The sequence below is a fragment of the Tabrizicola sp. genome, assembly GCF_041911175.1.
Lineage (GTDB): Bacteria > Pseudomonadota > Alphaproteobacteria > Rhodobacterales > Rhodobacteraceae > Tabrizicola.
The window spans coordinates 1-22,583 of sequence record NZ_JAYRPN010000060.1; the positions used below are offsets into that span (position 1 = coordinate 1).

A 22,583-nucleotide genomic window follows, 5' to 3' on the forward strand; every position below is an offset into this window, starting at 1 on the left:
CCCTGGCGCGGGGTGGAGCAGCCCGGTAGCTCGTCAGGCTCATAACCTGAAGGTCACAGGTTCAAATCCTGTCCCCGCAACCAATACCGCAGCCCGTCCGACCTACAAACTCTCCGCTGAAGAGTTCGCTTCACGGTCGAACCTCGTCAGGCTCATAACCTGAAGGCCGCAGGTTCAAATCCTGCTCCCGCAACCAAAAAGCCACGCGTTGTCAAACGCTTATACGCCGCCCGCCAAGGGCGGCGTTTGCGTTTGCTGCCATCCCGCCGCAACCTTGCAGGATGAAGACGGAGTCGGACGGGACGGGCCTGACCGGCGCTTCCGGCACCAAGCGGGGGTTCCGCACCATGCGGTCAACAACGAGCGCCGTGCTTAGCGCCCTGCCTGATCGCAGACGCCTAGGTCTCCGCGGAGAGCGGGAATGGGATCGAACGGCATGGCATCGTCAGCGAGAGGCAAGCGAAATCCGACCGCAAGGGTGGCAGTTTTTGTCACCCAATTGGCCTATGACCTGAGGAACCAAGCCATGTCCTGGAAGGCAGCCGCTTTTGGGTCTGGATTGCCGGTGACTGAATGGATAAATCTTAGGTAGAGTGAGGAAAAGTCATGCAATTAGAGATTGTTGTTCGGGAAGATTCCGGAAGTTGGCCCGCTTGATCGACCTCCTCCTGGCGCGCCATCACCTTTCCGCCCCGGATGGTCGCCCCTTGCATTCCTATGGCGCCACAGACGCGGAATTTGCTGCGCTGGCGGCGGCCATCGCCCCTGAGACGGGTCGCCTGCACACGGCACCGCTTTTCGTGCTTTGGGCAGTCGAGCAAATTCGGCGCAACTACGGGTCCGGTAGCCTGACGTGGGACTTCCTGCTGTGCCGAATGGACCTGTCGGGACGTCGCGACCTTGGCATCAAATGGGTTGCCGATGGCCTGGCCTTCTGGAAGCGCCCGGTCCGGCGACGCGCAAGCGACAATACCACCCTGTATCTCTACTCCCTCTTGGCCGAGGGTGGATTGCCCGATGCGTTCCTGGCCCGGGGCAGCGGCTATGCCTCGGCCGTCCTGGGGGCCATCGGCGATATCGAGCGGGAGGCCCTGGAGCCGGGGGATATCGGAGCGCTCGACCGGATCGCGGCCTTTCGGGGCACTGGCTTGCCGGCGGCCTTGCAGGGAAAGGATTCGGTCGACCTGCTGCGTGATCTCGCCATAGCCTTTGTCGAGTTGCGTCGCGAGTTGCCGGATTTGCTCGACATCGAGGCGGCACAACTCTGGCTGGACCGCAACCGTCAAGGCTGGGGGGATCGCCTTCCCTTGCGCCTGTCGCAGGAGGCACGCCAAGCCATTCTTCTGCCGGCCCTGTCGCGGCAGATCGAGCGTCCCCGTGGAGGTGTCCTTGCCCAGAGGCTCTTGATGCCCACGGCTGGCGGGCGGGCCTGGGCCGGGGTCCTGCGGATTCTGCGGGGGGGCCTCTTGCCCTTCGGTCTCTTGCCCGGGGCGGATCGGACCCTGGTACTGCGCCTTGTGGCGGCGGACGGTTCGAGCTTTCGGGCCAGTCCCGACCTCGGCGGTTGGCGGGTCGAAGCCGCACGCGATCTTCTTCTGGCGCTGGAGCCTTGGGTGCCCGCCATGCTTGCGGCCTATGCCGATGGCGTGGCTTTGGGCGACGCCGTGATCGACCCCGGCCTGCCGGAGCCCGGCGAATGTCCGGTGTTGTGGCGTCGCGAGAGGCCCGGGTCGGATCAGGCCCTGGTCCCGGCGGTGGGTGGGTCGAGCCGCGGCGACCGGCTTTGGCTCTTGACCGCGGTTCGACCGGTCGGTGACGCGGGGGTCACGCTCCACGACCCGTTGCCAGGGCCCGGGGGGCAGGTCTGGCCAGTGTCGGGGACGGGCAAGGTCGGGATGTTGTCGATCGCTACCGGGGCCGATGAGGACGCACCCGAGGCCCGCCTTCTCATTCTGGCAGAAACCGCGCGCGCGGGGCGGGTGGACAACGGCCTCCCCGCTTATGTCGGCTCGCCGCGCATCCTGGGCGCGCGCGGGGACCTGCCGCTGCGCGATGTCACGGCGGAGGTTCGCGTGACCTCGGGACGCGGGCTTGCAGTTCAGCGGTTCGACTGGGTCGATGCAGGTGAGGTCATCGCCTCGACCCTGGCGGTGTTCCTTCCGTCCGACCTTTCGGTGGCCTTGCGTGAAGACCCGGCGGGCCTTGATGTCGCGGTGCGCGGACTGCCCCGGGACTGGCGGCTGGCCGTGCATTCGGGGCGTGGTCGGTATGTCCTGCCTCTGGGCCATGATCGCATGCCGGCGGGCTTGGCCGAGGCCGACCAGGGCGAAATCACCCTTGAATTCTTTGATGCCCAGGGTCGAAGCTTGCGCTTGATCAAGCCACGGCCGACCCTGGACCCCATGCTGCTGGACGCGGCGGGGCAACGCGTGACCGCTTCGCGCCAGGTGTCGCTGCGCAGTCTGCTCGGTTGGCGTGGCGTGCTGCCCCGAAAGGGAGTCATCGAGCTGCGAATGCCCAAGGCCAGCCATCCCGTCGCGTTCGGAGAAGGCGGCACGCTGCGGCTTGCGGCCTGGCGGCCCTTGTTGGCGCAGGTGCAGGCCCTGAGCGGAGCGGACGGGCAGGTTGACTTGCGCCTGCTGACCGATCGCTCCTCGCCCCAGCTCAAGATCTCACGCCATGATTGGCAGCCAACGCGACAGGGCAACTGTTTCGACCTTGGCCCGGTGCCGGTCGATCTGCATGCCTCGACGGTCCGGACCCCGGTGACGACCCGGCAGACGACGGCGTCGGGAATGTTCGATCCCTCGGCCTGGTTGGCTGATGTTGCCGATCTCTGGTTCGTGCAAGGCCGGTCCGAACACGGCGTGATGCGCCCCTTTCCCTATGGTTCCGGGCCTGTCGCACCATCGACGCGCGATGCAAGGATTGCGACATATCTTGCAGCCATGAGCCGGATGATGGCGGAACCCCGGAATGCCGGCTGGACCGATCTGGTCGAAGTCCTGGCGGCGGCCCGCGCGGGTGGGGATTGCGGCTCGCTCGACCAGGCCCAGGCCTTGGGCTCGGCTCCCGAGGTCGCCGTGGCACTGCTGTTCCGTGCCGCGCCGTTCGACATCGCCGCAGCGCTTGCACTGGAGACCGAAGTCCCGATCTGGTGGCCTGCGGTCCCGGTGACGGCTTGGGCCAAGGGCATGGGCGCCGGGTTGGCGCTGGTCGAGGGTGCGCTGGTCGAGGCGGGGCTCGACCCAGCCACCATCCGCCCGCTTGCCGCCAATCACCTGGCGCGAACGGCCGGAACGGTGCAGGACCTGCGTCCAGAGCTTTCCGGCCACCTGGGCCTTGGCATGCGGGCCATTGGCCTTGACCCTCTTGCTCTTGGAAGCGACGGGCAGGCCCGCCCGCTGGGTGCCCCGAGGGATCCCAGGCGTCTTGCCGACGCGGCAAGGCAATTGGCGGCCCGCAGTCCGTATGTGCCACAAGGCGCGACGACGCTGCCGCTCCGTCATCTGGCCCAGCCTCTGGGCTTTTTCGAGGGGCTGAACCCCCTGTTGGCCGCTCCTCTCGTCGTGGCCGAGGTTGCCTTGGGGCTGCGGCCAGCCCTGACCGCGACCGAGATCCTGGACCTCCTGGCACTGCGCCACGCGGACCCGCAATGGTTCGACACGGCCTTGCCGCTTGGCCTGTCCCTCGCCTGAAAGGACCAGCATGACCGCCTCCCATCTTGCCGAAGCGCTCCTGCAACTCGCCCGTCGCGGCGCCTCTGCGGTGACGTCGCGCGCCCGGGTGGCGAGCCCGGGGTTCAATGCGACACTGAACAGGTTGCTTTCGGCGCCTCCGGGGCGGGCAGGCTCGCTATTGGCCGATCCGGTTTTCGAGGCGGCGAAGGCCTGGGCGCCGGGCCCGAAGACCATGGGAGCGTTGTCCGGCGACCTGCTGGAACCCGACCTTGTTGCCGCGCTGGCCGGCGCCACGGACTACCGGATGGCGCGCGACATGACTCCCTGGTGGCATCAGCACCGGGCCTGGGAGGCCAGTCTGCGCGAGGAAAAGTCGGTTCTCGTGACTTCGGGAACGGGCTCGGGCAAGACCGAGTGCTTCCTGATCCCGATCCTGAACGACATCTTGCGTCATCGCCGTTCCGGGGGCGGGGTTCAGGCGATCCTGCTCTACCCGTTGAACGCCCTGATCGAAAGCCAGCGCGAACGGCTGTCCGCCTGGGCTGCGGGACTGGACGGCAGGGTGCGTTTCGCACTCTACAACGGCGACACGCCCCAGACGGCGTTCAAGGCGGGCGGCAGGAAATCTTCCAAGGTCGAATTGACCAACCGCGCTGATATCCGCGCCAATCCGCCCGATATCCTGGTGACCAACATCACCATGCTGGAATACCTGCTCTTGCGCGAGGGCGACCGGTCGATCCTTCAGGCAAGCCAGGGGGCGCTGCGCTGGATGGTCCTGGACGAGGCGCATGGCTATGTCGGATCGCAAGCCGCCGAAATGGCACTGCTCTTGCGCCGCGTGCGAAAGGCCTTCGGCGTCTCGGCCACGGATATGCGCCTCATGGCTACCTCGGCCACAATCGGCGGTGGCGCCGATGCCACCGAGAAGCTTGCCGTTTTCGCCGCGGCCCTCGCGGGGCAGGACCTGGCCCGCATCGAGGTTGTGGCGGGTGTCGAACATGCCTTGGAGCTTGGGCCTCCAGGCCCTGACCTGTCCCTTGACGCTGGTGCGCTTGCGGGGCTTGACCCTGCGGCGCTTTGGTCGCGCCTTGCCCCGCACCCGCGGATCCAGGGCTTGAGGCGCGCGCTGTCGGCCGGACCCGTCTCCCTCGGGGCAGCGGCGCATCACCTTTGGGCCGATGCGTCGCGGGACGATGAGGCGCAGCGGGTTCTCGATGCCGCCGCCTTGGCCGAACACGACGGTCAGCGCCTGTTGCCGTGGCGAGCGCATTTCTTTCACCGGGCGCAAGGCGGGGTCTGGGCCTGCCTGGACGCGGCATGCCCTGCACGCGGTGCCGAGTTGTTGGCGGAGGGGGCGGCTTGGCCCTTTGGAGCCCTGTCCACGGCGCCCAGCACGTCCTGCGTGTGCGGAGCGCCCGTGGCCGAAGTCGTGTCCTGTCGTGGCTGCGGGACGCCACATTTGCGCAGCGAGGTCGTCCCGGGCGCCGAGCCGCGCCTGGCCGCCGCCCAGCCAGGCGAGAGCGACGATTTCGCGCTCGATGCCGAGCCGGAGGGGCCCCTGGTCGGTTCCGAGGCCGCGCTGATCGCGCCTGCCGGAGCGGCAGGCGCCCAGGTCTGGATTGGCCGCAATCTGAGGATCTTCGACAATGCCCCGCCGAAGGAGGAGCCAACAGTGGCGGTCACCCTTCTGGAGAACCCGCAAACCCGCCGGTGCTGCGCCGAAGCGCAGGAGCACGCGCTGCAGGATCTGCGTTTCGGTCCGGCGTTCTTTCTGGCAAATGCATTGCCGCAGGCGCTGGAGGACCTGGCGCCGCCCGAAGACAAGCCCGGCCTTCCCGCCGGGGGGCGCAAGGCGATCAGCTTCACCGACAGCCGCCAGGGCGTCGCCCGCCTGGCCGCAAAGCTGCAACAGGATGCTGAACGCAACCTGGCCCGTGCCTTTCTGTATCACGCGGTCCAGGAGGTCCAGCCAGGTGGCGACCCTGGGAAGTTGGCGGATGTCGAGGCCAATATCGCCAAGCTCGAGGCCCTGCCGCCCGAGATGCAGGCGCTGGTCGCCGGGCCCCTGTCCACGTTCAGGGCCGACAGAAAGCAGCTGCTTTCCCAGTCGGACCGCCCGTTGCCCTGGCCCCAGGCCGTCCGACGCCTGTCCGAGCACACTGACCTCACGACCTTGGCGGGCGTGGTCTGGCGGCCCCGGGCGCAGGGCACCCGGCTCTGGGACCAGCCGGAGAACCTGGCCCGCACCTTTCTCTTCCGCGAGATGTTCCGCCGTCCCAAGGTGCAGAACAACCCCGAGACCATGGGCCTTGTCCGCCTGGTCTTCCCCGCACTCGAAGCCAGGATCCAAGCAGAGGTGCGGCCCGAGGGGCTGACTGTCGAGACCGCCTTGGGTCTGGCGATGACGGCCATCGACATGGTCTTCCGTGACACTCTGGCCGTGGATATCCCCGAATGGATGGTCGCGATCGTCTCGCCGCGCTTCGGCAAGGTGAACACGATCCATTCCCCCGACACCCCGGTCGAGGCGCGCCGCACGCTCTCGCGGATATGGCCGACCGCTCAGCCCGACAATCGGCGTTTCGCGCGGCTTGTGGCCCATGTCTACAAGGCCATCGGTGGCGACCCTGCCCAGCCGCTGCACCAGGATCGTGCGGCCGAGGTGCTGGATTGGCTGTGGCGTCGCATCACGGGCGCGGCCTGCCGGCCCGACGGCAGCGGCTACCGGCTGGATTTCTCCAAGGCTGCCTTCGCGCGGGTCGAGGAGGCCTGGTTCTGCCCGCTGACCCGCCGTCCCATCGCCCACGCCATCGCCGGACGCTCGCCGTTTGATCCAGAGCGGACCATGACACGGATCACTTTCCCGCGCCTGCCCCTGGCGCGGGCCTCTGGCCTGGGGCCGACCGAGCGCCAGACTTTGAGCGATTGGGCCGAGACCGACCCGGTCCTGGCGGACCTTCGAAGGCGCGGGCTATGGAGCGACCTTCATGACCGCATCGTCACCTTTCCGGTCTTCATCCGGGCCCAGGAGCATTCGGCCCAGATCGCCCGAGCCGTGCTCAAGAGCTATGAAGCCCGCTTCAACGCGGGCGAGATCAACCTCTTGAACTGCTCGACCACGATGGAGATGGGGGTCGACCTTGCCGCCGTGCGCCTGGTGGTCAATGCCAATGTGCCACCGGCCCTGTCGAACTACCGTCAACGTATCGGACGGGCAGGGCGGCGGCGCGAGCCCTGGGCCTTCGGCCTGACCTTCTGTCGTGATTTGCCCTTGGACGCCAAGGCCTTCCAGGACCCCGGCGGCTTCCTTCGCCGCCCAATCGCCGCGCCCAGGGTCTGGCTGGACTCCGCCGCGCTGGTGCAGCGCCACGTGAACGCGGCGCTGCTTGGCCGCTGGATTGCCGAACGCGGAGGGATGAACCTGAAGTCCAGTGCCGGGGACTTCCTCGGCGCGGTCGTCGACGGCCCACCGCGTGAAACTCAGGCTCCGGTTTCGGCCTTTCTGGCGGACCTTGGTGGAGATTGGGCCAGCAGTTCCGAATTGGCTGCCTTTCTTGGCGACCTTGTCCAAGGAACCGGGCTTCAGGGTCGATCCAGCCGGGACCTGGTCTCGTGCAGTGCTATGGCCCTGGAGATGCTGGTGTCCGCCTGGCGGCGCGAGTTTGACGAATTGATCCTGCGCCGTGACGGGTCAGGCGAAGAGGCGGCCCAGGCGTTCACCTTCCGCGCCAAGCGCATGGCAGGGGAGTTCCTGCTTGGAGAGCTTGCCCGGCGCGGCTTTACCCCGGCCTATGGTTTCCCCACCGATGTCGTCAGCTTCACTCCGGCCCGTTTCGCGCGGGACGGCGACGATGACACGCCAAGTTTCGCCGCCACAGGGGCATCGCGTGAGTTGCACCAGGCGATCCGAGAATATGCGCCGGGGGCTGATGTGGTGATCGACGGCCTTGTCTGGCAATCCGAAGGGGTAATGCCGGCCTGGGGCGCCGACAAGGATGCCTCGAAGCTTGAGGACCTGCGGACACTTTGGGATTGCCAGTCCTGCCACGGGTTCGGCGTGGTCACTTCGGAGCCCGCGTCCACCTGTCCCGATTGCGGCGCCCTGACGGTGACATCGGTCAGGATCCTGCGTCCGGCCGGATTCCTGACGTCCAAGGCACCGCACACCGGCTACGAGTCCTTGGCGCACAGCCCGTTCAGCGCCCCCAAGGTCAGTGCTGGCAGGGCTGCCTGGACCGCATTGCCTGACGCAAGGGCCGGGCGCTTCCGTCATCACCCGGAGGGAACAGTCGTTTCCAGATCGAGCGGCAAACAGGGCGGCGGTTTCGCAATCTGCCTGGACTGCGGCCGGGCCGAGCCGATGGAGCAACCCCAAGCCGGGGCGGACGCGCCCCTGCCCAGCGGGATGAAACGCCACTTCCCCTTGGCGCGCTCACACAAGACGCGCCCGACGCAGGACGGCTACTGCCCGGGGGGCTATACGGCACCGCATCGGGTGCAGCGCCATGTCCATCTGGCGCAATCCTCGCGAACCGATGTCTTCGAATTGCAGTTGCCCGATACTCAACCCCCTGCTGCCCTTGCCCTGGCGGCCGCATTGCGCGAAAGCCTGGCCGAGACGCTTGGCGTGGAAAGCGACGAGATCGGCGTCAGCGCCGGGATTTCCGGCCTTGCGGTGGCGGGAAAGCGGGCTCCGGTGTCGCTGTGGCTGCATGATCGGGCCGCCGGAGGCGCGGGCCTGGTGGCGCGCCTGGGCGAGGCCGATGTCCTGGCGGAGCTTCTTGGACTGGCGGCCAACCGCCTGGCCTGTCCCGAAGAGTGTGCTTCGGGCTGCCCGGCCTGCATCCTGCAGCCTGATCTCAGCCAGAAGGATCTCAGGATCGACCGGGTGGGAGGTCTGAACCTGGCTCTTTCACTTGTCGGACTGCTGTGCTTGCCGACGGCACTCAGGGTTTGGGGCGAGGGATCGCGCTATCTGGGGGGCGGCCTCGTGCAGATGATCGACGACCTGCGCCGCGCCGGGAGCCTGTCGCGTGTCACCCTTTTCCTGCATGGCGCGCCTTCCGATTGGGACCTGCCGGGCTGGTCCATCGCAGGGCGGCTCGCCACGTTGGCGGAGGCCGGGGTGGCAGTCGATATCGCGCTGACCGATTCCGCCTTGACCGATGCGGGCTTCGATCTGTCGGTAAAGCTCTCCCTGCACCGGTTGGCAGGTCATGCGCGGCTGATCCGGCTGGCCCGCCTGCCATTTGCCGCGGATCTGCCGATCTTGTCGCAGCTCGAGGGCAGGACCGGTACCTGGCGCGGCGTCGCCCAGGCTGGGGGGACGGAAACCCTGGCCGGCGCCGATTGGGGAGCGGGGGCGACCGCACCGCTGATTATCGGTCCGATGCAGGCACCGGTCCAGGGCGTGCCGATCTCGACGGACAGGTTGTTGGAGCTTGGCACCGGAACCGGTCATGTTTTGACGCCAGGGGCCAGGCTGGATGGATTGGCCACGGGCTTCGGTCAACGCTTCTGGGAGTGGATCGAAAAGACCCTTCCCCTTGAGACGGCCGCGATGCGCAAGCTGGGGGTGGCCGAGATCACCTATTCCGACCGCTATCTCCTGACCCCAGTGGCGGTCCTGCTGCTGGCCGGGGTGGTGGCAGGGATGCCGGGGGCCGGGTCGGCCAGAGTCAGGATCGATCTTGCGCCTTCAGGCACAAGGGGCGGCGACCCTTGGCGCGTGTTCGACGGCTTCGAGCATGACCGCGACCGGGTAGCCGTCCTGGCGGCGCTGCTGCCCACCGCCCGGGTCACTTTGGCCGAACGGAAGACTGATCTTCCCCATCGTCGCGAGTTCGCCTTCACCTTGAAAGATGGGCGGCGCTATCGCCTCTTGTTCGACCAGGGCTTCGGGGCCTGGCGCGCAATCGGGTCAGAAATTCGCCATGATTTCCAAGCACTACCGGATTCTCAGGCCCGAAAGCTGTTGCGGGCGCTGTTCCGGGTCGAAGGGGGCGATGAGCCGCTGGTCTGGGATGGAGGAAAGATTTGAACGGGAGCATTATCATGAAACATGAACCATCGATTGCCGAGGTTCATCTGACCTGGGAGATTTTCGCGGAAATCTGGCAATTGGCCGTCAGTGACCGCAAGCGCCTCGCCCTGCATTTCCGGTTCATCGACAAGGCGGGGCTGCGCGAAGATGCGGTTTTCTATTCCGCAGTCCTGGAACGGATGCGGTCTGATGCCGCGTGGTGCAAGGCGCTTTTCGCTGCCTTTCAAGCCTTTCCCAAGCCCAAGGACCAGCAACGTTCTTTCGGATGCAGATCATGGAGATGGCTGAAAGGTCGGATCGACGGGATGGCATGGGACAGGGAAACCCGGACCATGCAGCCTGCTCTCGAAACCTGGCCGCCCCTGGAGCGGGAAGTCTACGATCTTTGGGCCGCATCCTTGGCGGTCGAGGATGCGCCGTCACCGGACGGCGACGAGGTGGCTTCCGAAGGTCATGACTGGAAGGCCCTTGTCCAACGCATGCAGGCAGTGCTCGACGGCATGACCCGGCCCGACCCCGAAACGGCGCAAGCCCTGGTCGCCTTGGCGGAAGACCTTGTGGTGGCCTGCGAAATCGAGGTGGCCGAGGACGAGCTGGCCGCCGCTCTCGCGCACCGCCGGGAGGAGCTGGGTCAGTCCCTCGCCGCGCTGGACTTGGCTGGGGACATAGCCGCGGTCCTGGAGGGGTTGGACAGCCCCGAGGCCATGACCGATGCCGAAGGCCTGGTGGCCGACCTGTTGCTGTTGCAGCACGCCAGTGCGCAGGCTCAGGATGCCTTCGCCAAGGCAGAAGCGCGAGATCGCGCGGTCGGTGCCGATCCTGCGGCCACGCGGCCCGAGAAGCGTGCGGCTCTTGATGCAGCCGATGCGGCCGAAGCGGCAGCAACGACCGCTCGCGACGCTTTGCGCGTGGCTGTCGCAGGGCTTCTGGCCGCGCTGAAAGGGTTGGGCGGCGATCGGGGCCCGGGCGAGACAGGCAGCCTCGAAGCTGAAGCTGGCGGACCCCAGCCCGCGGCCACGAAAACTCATGACTCTCGCGCCCCCGAACCCGAGATGACAGTTTCCATCGAGTCCCCCGTCGACGACACGGCACTCACCCCGATTGACATCAACCAGCACGGTGTTCACGCAGTCGTCCCGTCCGAGGGCAGTGCCTCGCCCTCGCCGCGCGTGTTGCCGTCCGTCCCTGCCACGGATCCGACAGACGCACCGGCGGCCATCTCGATCCAGCCCGCCCCGACCCCCGACGCGGACCCGGATAGTGATCTGCTCGATGGTCGTGCTGAGGCGGTTTCGGTCTCGCAAGTGGCCGACCCCGAGCCAGAGGAGATTGCCGCCACCTGGACCGGACGCCAGTCCCTGGACGAGGTGATGACGCAATTGCTTGATCAAGGGGAACTGGCCCTGGCCTGGCACTTGACCGACCTGGCCGAGGAAAACGGCCTGGTTCCGCCGGTGCCCTCGGGCCTTCTGAAATCCCTGGTCGCCAGCGAGGTCTTGACCGGGCCCTATGACGCTGCGGCGCAGAACCTGGGCGAATGGCTGGCAGCGTCCGTGGCCGAGGTTGAAACGGCGGAAGCGCGCGGTACGGCTGCGGGTCTCAGGGCGCGGTCGGTGGCCCTTGCGGCACTCTTGCGCCCGGCGCTGATGGCGCGCGACACCAATGCGCGCGACCACCTGCGCGCCCTTTCCCTTTCGGATGGGTTGCAGGTCTTTGCCCCGGTCGTCGTGCTGCTGCGGGAACTCCGGCGCGATCTTCAGCCCAGCCTGTCCGACCTGACTGAACTCGCGGGCGGAGAGAAGAAGCGGCGCCTGCCTGCGGCGCTGGCTGCCATCCGCGAATGGCTTCCCGGCGCGCGAAAGGCGCAGACGATGCACGCGCCCAGCGGAGTCATCCTGCACAAGTTCCTGGATGTTCATGGTGACCTCGGGCAGCTTTTCGAAGCGGCGCTGGAGGGGGATATTGCCGCTGTCGAGGCGGGTTTTGGCCGGCTTCATTCCCTTTCGACAGACAAGGAGGCCGCCGAAGACATGGTGGCGGTGGCCGAGAAGGAGATCGGCCGACCCAAACGCGATGCGATCAGGGGCATGGCCCTGGAATGGATCGTGCGCAAGTTGCGCGAGGGGGCAAACCTCTTGCTGGACTGGCGCTCCGCCTACCATGAAGACCAGGGCGGCGACACGCGGCGCAAGGCGACCCTGGAGCCGCAGGTCAACGCGCTGAAGAAGGAATTGGCGCGGGCAAGGCGCAGCGGGATGGACGACGCCGGGATAGACGCCGCCGTCCAGCGTGTCCTGGATCGGGCGGTGACCGATTTCCTGGACGTGGTGGAAGGCCGGGCGGACCAGAGGGCCATCCGCCCGACCGAAGCCCTCGATGCGGCGCTTTTGCGCTTGCCGGGTCATTGCCAACCCTACGCACCCGAGGATCCGGCGTTCAATCTTGAACGTCGGGCGCAGCGGCACGCGCTTTTCCTTGCCCTGCAGCAACCCGACAGCTTCGAGCGGGAGGAGCGCCTGGCCCTGACCACGCATCTCGCACACAACGCGATCTTGCCTGCCCAGGTCCTTGTCGAACGGCTCGAGCGCCAGGGACGCCTGACCCAGGCCGAAGTGCAGGCGCTTCGTATCGACCTCGAGAACACGCGCTATACCGCCCGTGAGACCGCCCGGATCGAGATCACCGGCCTGCGCCATGACCTGGAGCCCCTGCAAAGCATCGACCTTGCCACCTCGCCGGAGATCCAGCTTTGGCTTGACCGCCTCGGCCTGATTGATCGTGCCCTTGACGCGGCCGGAGACTACGCCCTGCCGATGAAAGAGGGTCACCGCAGCCCGGCGATCCCGCCGGATTTCCCGCATCTGGCCCGGCTCTTGTCCGAGGCCCGCCATCTGCGCGATCGGGTCCGCAACGGCATCCGCTTGGGACAACGGAGCAGGTTGGAGGACCTGGCGCGCAAACTGCGGGCCGCCGGGGCTGCCGAGCTGTCCCACGAGGCGATGCTCGTCGCCGAGAGCCTCGAGTCCCGCGACCCGATCACCGTCGAAGACATCCTGATCCGACTGCAGAACGGCCAGAGCTTTTCCCTGGCCGGCGAGGCGCAAGAAGATCACTTCAGCGCCTTCTATCCGGGCTTCGTCTCGGCCCTGACGTCGGAAGTCGATGCGACGGCGATCCAGTCCGCGATGGAATCGGGCGGTGCTGCCGGTCCGCTGGATTTCCAGGGTCTCGAAGAACATGAGATCAAGCGGGCGGTCGAACTGGACGCGAATTGGCGTGCCGTCGTCAACGCCTTCCAGCGGAGCCGCGACATCGGCATGGCCCTGCGCTCTTTCATGGAGCGGCTGGGCTTCACGTCGGTCCTCATCGAGCGGGAAACCCAGCTTTCGGCACAATTGCGCTGGATGTGGATGAAGGCTGATCGCCTTTCGGCGCAAGACTGGTTCCTGCCGCCGGTGTTCGGCTCGGAGGCGAATGGCAGCTATCCGGTCTTCCTTGCCCATCGGCATGTCGAGGATGCGCAGCTGGTCGCCGAGATGGCAAAGATCGGCCGCGATGCACCTTGCATCCTTCTGGTGCTCGGTCGCCTGTCCAAGACCCGGCGCGAAAGTTTCGGCCTGGCCATGCGCAGGGCCAAGCAGACCGTTCTTCTGATCGACGAAGCCCAGGTCCTGTACCTGACCGTCGGGGGGAACGGGATGCAGCGGCTTTTTGCCTGCGCCACTCCCTTCGGATATCTGCAGCCCTATACGACCAGCGCGGGAAATATTCCGGTCGAGATGTTCTTTGGTCGTGAAACCGAGATTGCCAAGATCGAGGGGGCGACGGCGGACGGGTGCCTGGTCTACGGCGGCCGCCAGCTGGGCAAGTCGGCGCTCTTGCATCATGTGCGTAAGCGGTTCCACCAGCCTGCAACCGGGCGCCATGCCTATTACCTGAAGATCGACGAGTTCGGCGGCCCGGTCCAGCCGGCCGCGCAGATCTGGGCGTCCATCCGGCGACATCTGATCGAGGATCAGATCCTTCCCAAGTCGGTCGAGACCCCGGAGGACATCCGCTCTGCGATCCTGGCCTGGCTTGGAAAGAGTGGCGAGCGGCGGATCCTTCTCCTGGTGGACGAGGCCGACCTTTTCCTGAGCTCCGAGTCGCGCAACGGGTTTCCGAACCTGAATCCGTTGAAGGACCTGATGGAAGAGACCGCCCGACGTTTCAAGGTTGTCTTTGCCGGCTTGCACAACGTGCGTCGCATGGCCAAGGCGCCGAATTCGCCGCTGGTGCATTTGTCCGAACCGATCTGCATCGGTCCGCTGAACACCACGCCTGACAGCAGTCAGCAGGCCCGGCGCCTTGTGGTCGAACCGATGAAGGCCGCCGGATTCTACTACGAAAATCCCGAACTGATCCACTCTCTCCTGACCCGGGTGAACTTCTACCCCTCATTGATGCAGGTCTTCCTCAAGGCCTTGCTGGAAGGTCTCTCGAACCAGTCCAAACTGCAGGGCGCCGGTCCCCGTTGGGTCCTGAAGGAAGAGCAACTCTTCCGCGGCCCATCCTCCGAGGGGATCAACAACCAGATCCGCGAACGCTTCCAGTGGACCCTGAACCTCGACCCGCGATACGAGTTGATCGCCAAGGTCCTGGCGCGACATCGCATCCTGTCGGCAGATGCGGAGGGCGGCGCGATGGCGGCAAGTGCCGTGCAGCACGAGGCCGAGATGTACTGGCCCAAGGGGCAGGAGAAACTCGGGCGTCTCGATTTCCCGGCCTTCCTAGACGAGATGGTCGATCTCGGCGTCCTGATCCGCCTGCCCGGGCCGCCGGTGCTTTACGGGCTACGGGGCGCGCAGGTGGCGCAGATGCTGGGTCAGCTGGACCAACTCGAGGACGAGATCCTGAAGATCGCCGACAAGGAGCCTCGCGTCGACTACGATCCGAACCACTACCGTCGCCGTGTTGGCCCCGATCCGCACGTCGACCGCCGTGCCCCCTTGCCTGACCAGGGCATGGCGGCCCTGTTCGATGCCAGGGGGCAAGGCGTCCGGCTGGTGATTGCCGCCGCTGCCGTTCTGGGGGGCGACCAGGCGCAGATCCTGGCCGACATGGCGGATGGGTGGACTGACGGCAAGGGGCGCTTGTCGGGCGAGGTCTTCCGCGGCCAGGATGCCGACTTGCGCCGAATCGTGGATCGGGTCGTCGGGCGCAAGGTCCTGGTCTTGCAGGCCCAGGGGCTGAAGCCCGATTGGGTCAACTGGTTGGCGGCCCATACCAATGTGCGCGAGGGGCGCCTCCTGCCGGTTGTCGTCGGGGCACCAGACGCTGTGGCCCGGCTTTGGCCGCGCGGGCTTCCGACCGATCTGGATATCTTCCGTGCCGGACCCTGGGAACGCACGATGCTGCGGGCGTGGCTTTCAGACAGCGGCCTGCAGCTCCTGGACACGTCAGAGGCCCGCGAGGTCCTGCTGGAAGTGTCTGGTGGCGCGCCGGCTGTCCTGAGCCAGATGCGCCAGGGTCTGGATGCCCTGGTCGCAGGCGGGCGCCGTGACGATATCGTCGGGCGCCTGCGCGAACTGGGGCGCGACGTCGCCTTCACGCCCGCGCAGGTCGGCCTGCCCGAGCGTCTCGTGCCGCTGTTCTGCAACGCGGCCGAACTGGTTCACGGGGATGGCCAGCAGGAAGAAGAAACCCTGGTCGATCTTCTGACACCCGACAATCCGAATGCGCGGCGCGAGATCGGGCAGATGACGGATTTGGGGCTGTTCCAGACGCCCGAACCTGCCGCCATCGGGCTTTCCCCGCTGGGCGCCCTGCTGTTTCGTGCCTGCAACCAGCCCGGGCGCCCCCGATGAGGGGTGCCGACCCCTGGTCTTTGCCCGCCGCCCGACAATTCCTGACCGAGATCGAACCTCTGGTCTGGAAGGGCGGCGCGGTCATCTGCTGTGATGCGTCGACCCCGCCAGGCCTTGCCGCCCGACTGATTACCCACCTGCGCGAGACGGTGCCGGTCGAACGCGTGAATCCGGCACCAGGTCAACTGCCTCTCGCGGTGCTTGGCGAAGCTTGTGGCCTGCCGGGCGCCACGACGGCTCGGATCGTGGCCTCTGGCCGGGTCCTGCTGATCGAGGCGCAAGAGTTGCCGGTGGCGGATCTTGCGCGCTGGGCCCATGTCCTGACGGAATTCGCCGCCTGCTTTGGCAAGGCGGACGACGGGGGGGCGCTGCTGTTTCTTGGTGACGCGGGCGTCCCGGGGTTTGGACGACTGGAGTGGAGCAGGAGGCTGCGGCGGGTCGATGCCATGATCTGGGCCGAATTTGCCGTTCCCTCGGGGCGCAATGACCTGTTGCAGCGGTTGGCGGTTGACCTGGCCGTGGAACTCTGTGGTTGGCGGCTGGACCTTGTCGCTGACCTGGTCAGCCAGCGGGTAGAGGATATCCTGAATCCGATGGGCTGGCTGCAGCGTCATGCCGACCAGGCGATCTCGGCACAGATCAGCTTCGGCCTGACCGCTTTTGCCTGCCCGCTGCATCTTCTGGCTCGTGGCGATCAGGTCGAGCTTCGCCGCCGCATATGGACGGCGCAACTGTCGGTGCTTTTTCCCTGGATCGAGGGGCACCGCCAGAGGCTGATCAAGCGCCATCGCAAGCATCTGTACCTGGACGAACATCTGAAGGCCCTCGGCGTCGCAAGCGTAGAGGATATCGAACTGGGTGGATTGCGACGCCAGTTGGGACGGGTACTGGTCCGCGATGAGGCCGAACAGGTCGCAGCCCTGGCGAACTTGCGAAATGATCTGGCGCATCGCAAGCCCATCGCGGTGGAAGACTTTCACCTTGCCATCCAGATGCGAGGCGAAGACTAGATCCGGCGGCGAAGGCCTCTGTCGAGGTTTCATCCCAGGATCCCGGGGCGAAGGGCCAGGCGATCAAACCGGCCGGGCGGAACCGTCGGCATGCGGTTGCCTTGGCCGCGACAGGACCAACAAGATCGGCAAGCGGTGATCGGCCCAGAAGCCGCACCTAGTAGACCACCGCCCGCACCGGCGCTCCGCTGCGCTGGGTCAGTCCGACGCCCGGCGCCTGACCGACCGGCGCATTCGACGGCGGCAACAGCGGCTTGCCGCGCACCATGTCGGCGGCGCGTTCGGCCAGCATGATCGTCGGCGCGTTCAGGTTGGCGTTCGGCTCGCTGGGGAAGACCGAGCTGTCGATGACGCGCAGCCCCTCCAGCCCGCGCACCTTCAGCTCGCTGTCCACCACCGCCATCGCATCTTCGCCCATCCGGCAGGAACCGCAGGGGTGGTAGGTGCTTTCCATCGTCTCGCGCACCCAGGCGTCGATCTCGTCGTCCGATCGCACGTCCTTGCCCGGGGCCATCTCCTCGCCGCGGAAACGGTCGAAGGCGGGCTGGGCGATGATCTCGCGCGTGAGGCGCAGGCAGCGGCGGAAGCCCTCGCGGTCCTCCTCGCGGTCGAGGTAGTTGAACAGGATGTCGGGCTGTTCGAACGGGTCGGCCGAGCGCAGGCGGACATGGCCCCGGCTTTTCGGCTTGTTCGGGCCGGTCAGCACCATGAAGCCGTGGCCCTTCAAGGGCTTCTTGCCGTCATAACGCATGGCGGCAGGCAGGAAGTGGAACTGGATGTCGGGCGAGCCGAGCGCGGCGTCCGAGCGGATGAAGCCGCCGCTTTCGAAATGGTTCGTGACCGAAAGTCCGCGCTTGAACAGCACCCATTCGGCGCCGATCAGGAAGCGGCTGAAAAGGCCCATCTTGCCGTTCAGCGTGATCGGCTCCTTGCAGGCATACTGGATATAGACCTCGGAATGGTCTTGCAGGTTCTCGCCCACGCCCGGCAGATCATGCAGGACTTCGACGCCCGCCTTTTGCAGCACCGCCCCCGGCCCGATGCCCGAGCGCTGCAACAGGTGCGGCGCGGCGATGGGACCGGCGGAGACCAGCACCTCGCGCCGGGCCTTGGCCACCTGGCGCTGGCCCTGATGGTCGTATTCTACCCCCACGGCGCGCTTGCCCTCCAGCAGGATGCGCCGGGTCATGGCATGGGTGATCACGGTCAGGTTCGGGCGGCTCATCGCGGGTTTCAGATAGGCGTTCGCCGTCGACCAGCGCACGCCGTCCTTCACCGTCATGTGCATCGGGCCGAAGCCCTCCTGCATGAAGCCATTGGGATCATCGGTGCCGATGTAGCCCGCTTCCTTCCCGGCCTCGACGAAGGCGCGGTAGAGCGGGTTCTTCATCTCGTTCCCGGCATTGGTCGACAGCGGTCCCTTGGCCCCGCGATAGCTGTCGCTGCCGCCCTTCCAGCTTTCGGCGCGCTGGAAGTAGGGCAGGCAGTTGGCATAGCCCCAGTTGCGGGCACCCAAGGATTCCCATTCGTCGAAATCGCTGGCATGGCCGCGCATGTAGACCAGCCCGTTGATCGAGGACGACCCGCCCAGCACCTTGCCGCGCGGGCAGTGCACCTGCCGCCCGTCCAGTCCCGGCTCCGGCTGGGTCATGTATTTCCAGTTGTACTTGGTGCCGTTCATCGGGATCGACAGCGCGGTCGGCATCTGGATGAAGATCGACTTGTCGCTGCCGCCGTATTCCAGCACCAGCACGCGCGTCGCCGGGTCCTCGCTGAGGCGGTTGGCCAGAACGCAACCGGCGGAACCGGCACCGATGATGATGTAGTCGAAGTCCCGGGACATGTGGGGTCCTCCCTGTGGCGGGTAAAGGAAAGGGTGGCGGGGATCGAGGGACCCCCGCCGAAGGGGGCGGCCGGAAGGGTCAGCCGCGGGGGTAGTCGCCCCAGCCGTCGCCCCTGGCGAAGATCCGGGTCAGGACATAGTGGACCAGCCCGGCGGCCAGGCAGGACGGCAGCGAGGCCGTGAGGTATTTGAACACCGGCGCGCTTTCCAGCGTCTGCGGGTTGAAGACCGCGATGTAGACGACGAAGCCGACCACCAGCGCGACGATGCCGATCGGGTTGAAGCCACCGGCGAAACGGTAGGCCGAGGTCTTCGGGTCGCCGTGCAGGGCGCGCAGGTCAAGCTTCTGGCGGCGCAGGAAGAAGTAGTCGGCGATCCCGATCCCGGCCAGCGCCGAGTTCAGCGCCGAGGTCCAGACCAGGAAGATGAAGAAGCCGTCATACATCGTCGGGTAGAACACCACGAGGATCAGCGGCACCACGCAGAACAGGAACAGGAGCACATCCCAGCGGACCCTGCGGATCGCGCCGGTGCCGATCTGCCGCAGGCCCACGACCGAGGTGTAGAGGATGTTCGCCATCGAGGTGACATTGGCGAAGGCCACGAAACCAAGCGCGATGACGCCCACCGTGATGCCCCCGACCTGCGCCATCCAGATCGTCGGGTCGCTGTTGCCAAGCGCGACCGAGCCGAGGAGGCCGACCACCTCGCCCAGGGCCGCCGCGCCGAAGATGCCGATGATGTTCGGCCAGAAGGCGGTGCGCTCGTTCTTGGTCAGGCGACCGAGGTTGCCGATATAGGGCCACCAGGAGAATCCGGCGGCCAGGTTGACCTCGACCGCGATGATGAAGTTCAGCGTGTTGTCCTCGAAGGGCGGGGCCAGCGCCTTCATCGCCAGAAGATCGGAAAGCGAATGGTGCGACAGGATGAGATACATCATCCAGCCCATCAACAGGACCAGCGCGGGCGAGATCACCATGTTGAAGAACTTGATCGAGGTCGGCCCCTTGGCCACCACGAACCAGGTCAGGAGGATCGCCCCGATGGCCGCCACCATGACCTTCGGCCCCAGCGGCGTGGCCTCGCCCCCCGACACGAGCGCGGTCAGCCCGTCGATGGACCGCCCGAACATCATGCTGAGCACGGCAAGCCAGCCCATCGTGAGGAACACGACGGCGAGGAAATAGACCAGGCGGCTGCCGTTCGGCCCGAACTGGCTGCGGAGATAGGTGAACTGCTCGACGCCGTATTTCCCGGCCGGAACGCAGGTGGGCAGGGCGGTCAGGATGACGCCGATGATGTTGCCGATGACGATGGCGGCGATGCCTTCGCGCGGGCCGACGAAAAGGCCGACCGCGCCGCCGATCAGGAAGGCCCAGGTGGCGATGGCCAGCGCCGCATTGGCATAGGTGAATTCCCAGAAGCCCCAGAGCCGTTCGCGCGGCAGAAGCGGCAGGTCGCCGCGTTCGGCGGCCTCGATATATTCCAGGCTGCCGCTCTTGGGCGTGCCGGTGAGGGTGGTTTCCGCGTTCGCCATCTCAGACCCCCCAGACCCAGAAGCCCGCGACCAGAAGGACGGCCAGTCCCAGCAGGCCGAGGTAGTCGGCGGCGGTCATCCGGCCCTCCCAGCTGTCCCTGGCCTCGATCTGGTCGTAGATCTCGATGCGGCGCTCCACTTCCCGCGCCCAGGGCTTGTCCATCTCGGTCATCGCTCTCCCCCCTTTTGACCCGCCTCCCGCGGGTGGTGTCATGGGCCTCCCCGGCCCGGTCGTCGCTCAGGCCACCCGCACCGGGGCGGCGTAGTAGGGCAGCCGGTCGATGCGGGGCGTCCAGCCGCCGGTGGCGACCAGATGCTGCACATGGGCTGCGATTTCCTCCATCGGCGCGAACCAGACATCGCCGCGCGCGACGGCGGTTTCCAGGAACCGGTGCCAGGCATGCCAGCGCGCCAGCCGCCCGGTGGCAAAGGGATGCACCACCGGCACCCAGAGCCCGCCATGCACCCGTGCCGCCTCCAGCTCCTGCGCGAAGGGCAGGAGCCCCTGTTCCGGCGCGCGGATCGGCATCATGTAGTCGAGGTCCATCGACTGGACGTATTGCGGCCAGTCGTCCATGCCCCAGTGCGAGGGCAGTTCCACCAGCCGCCCCTTGGCGCTTTCCAGCAGATAGGGCAGGTCGTCGCCCATCAGCGAGGCGTCGTAGCTGAAGCCGCGTTCGGCCAAGAGGTCGGCGGAGCGGTGCGAGAAGTTGTAGAGCGGCGCGCGCCAGCCGCGCGGGCGTTGGCCGGTAGCCCGAGCGATCACCTCGATGCCACTGTCGAGCCAGTGGGCTTCCTCACCGTCGGTCAGTTCGCGCGGGTGTTCGTGCAGGAAGCCGTGGTGGGCGATCTCGTGGCCGCCGTTCAGGATGGCGTCCACCGCCTCCGGGTAGGTCTCGATGCACCAGGCCGGGATGAAGAAGGTCTGCCTGATGCCAAGCTGGCGGTAGCTTTCGACGATGCGGGGGATGGCGACGCGCGGCCCGTATTGCAGCATGGAAATTGCCGAGACCCGGCTGTGGCCGTCGGTCGGATGGGCGATATGGACCAGACTGTCGGCGTCCATGTCGAAGGTCACGCAGGCCGCGCATTTCGCGCCGTTGGGCCAGGGGATCGGGTTCAGGATCATGGCATGACGCTCCCGCCGTTGGGACCAAGTCCCTGCCCGGTGAAGTAGCGCCCGCCCTCGCCTGCAAGGAACAGGGCCAGCGCGGCAATCTCATGCGGCTGGCCGAAGCGGGCGAGGGGGATCGCCAGTTCGCGCGCCCGCCATTCGGCGCTCATATGGGCGGCGCCCAGCATTTCGGTGTCAATCGGACCGGGGCAAATCGCGTTGACCAGGATGCGCGGCGCGAATTCCTTGGCCCAGCTGCGGACGAGGCCGAGGACGCCGTGCTTGGAGGCGACATAGGGCGAAAAGGTCTCGCGCCCGTAATAGGCCATGTCCGAGGCGATCAGGATCGCGCGGGCGGGGTCTTCCGGTGTCGCCGCCATCTGGGCAATGGCCATCTGGCCGACAAGGAAACTGCCGCGCAGGTTGATGGCGATGACCCGGTCGAAATCGGCGACGGGGGTGTCCAGCAAGGGGGCTTCGTGGATGACGCCCGCGCAATGGACCAGAACGTCAAGGCCGCCGAAGGCGGCGTCGATGGCCTGACCCAGCGCGCTGACTGAACCTTCGTCAGAGACATCGCAGGCAAGGCTCAGAACTTCGGCAGCACCCGCAGCGCGTGCTGCCTGTGCTGTTTCCTCGGGATTGCGGATATCGGCCAGCACAAGCCGCGCCCCCGCGCTTGCATAGGCCAGCGCGCAGGCCGCACCGATGCCGCGGTAGGCGCCGGTGACCAGAACGCGGCTCATGCCATCACCTCGCCCCGGTCCAGCATCAGCGCCTGCCCGGTCATGTCGCGCGCGCCCTCCGAGGCGAGCCACAGGTAGGGCGCGGCCAGATCGTCCGGTTCCAGCAGCCCCGGCAGCACCTGTGCGCCGACGATCTCGGCCAGCAGGTCCTCCTCACTGCGCCCGGTGCGCTTCGACATATTGGCCAGCGACAGCATCGCCGCCTCGGTCCTGACCCAGCCGGGACAGACGGCGTTGACGCGGATGCCACGGGGCCCCAGCTCCTTCGCCATCACCCGCATGAAGCCGAGGTTGGCGTGTTTCGAGGTGACGTAGGCGGCGAATTCCGGCACCGCGACCCGGCTCCAGATCGAGGCGGTGACGATGATCCGGCCACCGGCGGCCATCTTCGGCACCGCATGGCGGGTGACGTAGAAGGTGCCGTTGGTGTTGATGTCGGTGATCCGGCGGAAGGTGTCCTCCACCTCGTCCGGGCCACCCAAGGGGGTGATCCGCTCCAGCCCGGCGTTGTTGACCAGCACGTCGATCCGGTCGATCCCCGCCAGCGCCGCCTTCACCGCCGCGCTGTCGGTGATGTCGCATTCCAGCGCCCGCGCGCCGATCCGGGCCGCCGCCGCATGGATGCCCGCGCCCGAGGACAGCACGGTCACCTCGGCCCCGGCTGCGGCAAACGCCCGCGCCACGGCGAAACCGATGCCCCGGCTGGCCCCGGTGACCAGCACGCTCTCGCCCGAGAAATCGTAGCGCAGGCTGCCCATCGC

General features: G+C 66.9%; 10 protein-coding genes and 1 tRNA gene. 5 read left to right on the top strand and 6 right to left on the bottom strand.

All coding sequences use genetic code 11. The features are described 5' to 3' along the window. Positions 1-6 precede the first annotated feature (6 nt). The 5 genes from ACE3P6_RS07785 (at position 7) to ACE3P6_RS07805 (ending at position 16,582) form a co-directional block, all read left to right on the top strand. Positions 7-83 (top strand) — tRNA-Met (locus tag ACE3P6_RS07785). Between the two features lie 570 nt (positions 84-653). Continuing rightward, positions 654-3,698, top strand: coding sequence for a hypothetical protein (locus tag ACE3P6_RS07790; RefSeq protein WP_374393476.1), 3,045 nt, complete (start codon positions 654-656; stop codon positions 3,696-3,698). Positions 3,699-3,708: 10 nt separating this feature from the next. Continuing rightward, positions 3,709-9,723 (top strand): DEAD/DEAH box helicase, encoded by a 6,015-nt coding sequence (locus tag ACE3P6_RS07795; protein ID WP_374393479.1) that lies wholly within the window; start codon positions 3,709-3,711, stop codon positions 9,721-9,723. Positions 9,724-9,737: 14 nt separating this feature from the next. Beyond that, positions 9,738-15,572, top strand: coding sequence for an AAA family ATPase (locus ACE3P6_RS07800; protein WP_374393481.1), 5,835 nt, complete (start codon positions 9,738-9,740; stop codon positions 15,570-15,572). Continuing rightward, positions 15,569-16,582, top strand: a complete 1,014-nt coding sequence (locus tag ACE3P6_RS07805) for a hypothetical protein (protein ID WP_374393484.1) — start codon at positions 15,569-15,571, stop codon at positions 16,580-16,582. The genes ACE3P6_RS07800 and ACE3P6_RS07805 overlap by 4 nt, the downstream gene beginning before the upstream one ends. Positions 16,583-16,739: 157 nt before the next feature. Here the strand turns inward: ACE3P6_RS07805 and betA are convergent, their stop codons facing one another. The 6 genes from betA to ACE3P6_RS07835 all read right to left on the bottom strand — a co-directional run bounded on the left by betA (position 16,740) and on the right by ACE3P6_RS07835 (position 22,580). Continuing rightward, positions 16,740-18,425, bottom strand: a complete 1,686-nt coding sequence (betA, locus tag ACE3P6_RS07810) for a choline dehydrogenase (RefSeq protein ID WP_374393486.1) — start codon at positions 18,423-18,425, stop codon at positions 16,740-16,742. Positions 18,426-18,504: 79 nt separating this feature from the next. Next, the gene (locus tag ACE3P6_RS07815) at positions 18,505-19,962 is read right to left on the bottom strand and encodes a cytosine permease (protein WP_374393489.1); all 1,458 of its coding nucleotides are present in this window, start codon (positions 19,960-19,962) and stop codon (positions 18,505-18,507) included. A gap of 1 nt (position 19,963) precedes the next feature. Next, complete coding sequence (locus ACE3P6_RS07820) at positions 19,964-20,134, bottom strand: hypothetical protein (protein ID WP_374393491.1); 171 nt, start codon at positions 20,132-20,134, stop codon at positions 19,964-19,966. A 66-nt stretch (positions 20,135-20,200) separates the two neighbouring features. Continuing rightward, positions 20,201-21,091 carry a polysaccharide deacetylase gene (locus tag ACE3P6_RS07825; RefSeq protein WP_374393494.1) on the bottom strand — a complete coding sequence of 297 codons (891 nt, stop codon included), beginning with the start codon at positions 21,089-21,091 and terminating at the stop codon, positions 20,201-20,203. Further along, positions 21,088-21,822 carry an SDR family NAD(P)-dependent oxidoreductase gene (locus ACE3P6_RS07830; RefSeq protein WP_374393496.1) on the bottom strand — a complete coding sequence of 245 codons (735 nt, stop codon included), beginning with the start codon at positions 21,820-21,822 and terminating at the stop codon, positions 21,088-21,090. Before ACE3P6_RS07830 ends, ACE3P6_RS07825 begins: the two co-directional genes overlap by 4 nt. Beyond that, positions 21,819-22,580 carry an SDR family NAD(P)-dependent oxidoreductase gene (locus tag ACE3P6_RS07835; protein WP_374393500.1) on the bottom strand — a complete coding sequence of 254 codons (762 nt, stop codon included), beginning with the start codon at positions 22,578-22,580 and terminating at the stop codon, positions 21,819-21,821. The genes ACE3P6_RS07830 and ACE3P6_RS07835 overlap by 4 nt, the downstream gene beginning before the upstream one ends. Between the last annotated feature and the right edge of the window lie 3 nt (positions 22,581-22,583).

Coding starts and splice junctions, on each gene's coding strand:
- ACE3P6_RS07815 (WP_374393489.1), bottom strand. CDS start 19,962: ATGGCGAACGCGGAAACCACCCTCACCGGCACGCCCAAGAGCGGCAGC.
- ACE3P6_RS07825 (WP_374393494.1), bottom strand. CDS start 21,091: ATGATCCTGAACCCGATCCCCTGGCCCAACGGCGCGAAATGCGCGGCC.
- ACE3P6_RS07800 (WP_374393481.1), top strand. CDS start 9,738: ATGAAACATGAACCATCGATTGCCGAGGTTCATCTGACCTGGGAGATT.
- ACE3P6_RS07830 (WP_374393496.1), bottom strand. CDS start 21,822: ATGAGCCGCGTTCTGGTCACCGGCGCCTACCGCGGCATCGGTGCGGCC.
- ACE3P6_RS07805 (WP_374393484.1), top strand. CDS start 15,569: ATGAGGGGTGCCGACCCCTGGTCTTTGCCCGCCGCCCGACAATTCCTG.
- ACE3P6_RS07795 (WP_374393479.1), top strand. CDS start 3,709: ATGACCGCCTCCCATCTTGCCGAAGCGCTCCTGCAACTCGCCCGTCGC.
- betA (WP_374393486.1), bottom strand. CDS start 18,425: ATGTCCCGGGACTTCGACTACATCATCATCGGTGCCGGTTCCGCCGGT.
- ACE3P6_RS07820 (WP_374393491.1), bottom strand. CDS start 20,134: ATGACCGAGATGGACAAGCCCTGGGCGCGGGAAGTGGAGCGCCGCATC.
- ACE3P6_RS07835 (WP_374393500.1), bottom strand. CDS start 22,580: ATGGGCAGCCTGCGCTACGATTTCTCGGGCGAGAGCGTGCTGGTCACC.